Annotated in this window: 1 protein-coding gene; it reads left to right on the top strand. The window is 60.1% G+C overall.

Annotated elements, in window-relative coordinates; all coding sequences use genetic code 11:
• A partial coding sequence (locus CZ203_RS01175; RefSeq protein WP_200809401.1) for a PD-(D/E)XK nuclease family protein occupies window positions 1-742 on the top strand: 742 nt, incomplete at its 5' end.
• Window positions 743-1,118: the final 376 nt, after the last annotated feature.

Here is a 1,118-nt window from a genome sequence, read left to right as displayed (position 1 = left end):
GCAAAAGGCGGCCGGCGGCGCGCGCAGCCTGGAGACGCCGCTCGCCGTCCATCCGCCGGTGCCATATCCGGGGCAGGCGCTGCGGGATATCCCGGCAAAGCTGACCGCGACCGGGATCAAGAAGGGCTTTAAGGCGGAAGAAGCCGCGGAGTATGCGCCGCCGACGGTGCAGCGGGAAAAAACGCTGCGCCGGCCGTTCTTCGACCAGGCGGCGCGCGGGCTTACGCCGTCCGAGGTCGGCACGGCGCACCACCTGTTCATGCAGTTCGCGGACTTTGACGCTTGCGGCACGCCGGAGGCGGTAAAATGCGAGTGCGCGCGCCTTGCGGAGCGGCATATCCTTTCCGCAGGGCAGGCGGCCGCCATCGACGTGGAAAAGATCGCGGCGTTTTTCCAGTCGGCGCTTTACCTGGATGCGGTGCGGTCGGGGAAGCTGCGGCGCGAGTTTAAGTTTTCGGTGTTGGCGCCGGCGGCCCGGTTTTATCCGGGGACGGAAGGGCTGGCGGAGGAACAGGTGCTGCTACAGGGCGTGATCGACTGCCTGATCGAGCGGGAGGACGGCTTTGTCGTCGTGGATTTCAAGACCGACCGGGTATCTTTGGAAACGGCGGCCGACCGCGCGGCGTCGTACCGGCCGCAGCTTGACGCCTACGCCTACGCAGTCGAGCAAATCTTCTCCAAGCCCGTCACCGGGCGGGTAATCTATTTCTTCCATACAAAGCAATGCATCCCGCTGCCATAAGCGGGGAATCCTGCCGCGGGCTTCCGGTTTTCGGAAGCCCGCAAAATTTTGTCGAAAAAAGCGTTGACAAGGGAGGGAAAAGTTGGTATACTAATCAAGCTGTCTCGGTGAGGCGGCGCCGCACAAAACCGCCCCGCAACACTTTGGAAAAAAGATGTTGACAAGGGGTGGCCAGTGTGGTAAGATAATCAAGTTGCTGTTTAGACAGCGGCGCGGCGCCAGCCGGCAAGCGAAGAAAAGGCCTTGAAAAAAGCCCTTGACAAGCGGCCTGCTGAGTGCTATACTAAATAAGCTGCTCCGGTGAAGAAAAGCGCTGGAAAGGCTGAAAAAGATTGCACCTTGTAAATTAAACAACGTAAAGCAAAGCAAACCAAAA

Source organism: Intestinibacillus massiliensis (genome assembly GCF_900155735.1).
In the GTDB taxonomy this organism is placed as follows: domain Bacteria; phylum Bacillota; class Clostridia; order Oscillospirales; family Butyricicoccaceae; genus Intestinibacillus; species Intestinibacillus massiliensis.
This window is presented reverse-complemented; position numbering and strand designations above follow the sequence as displayed.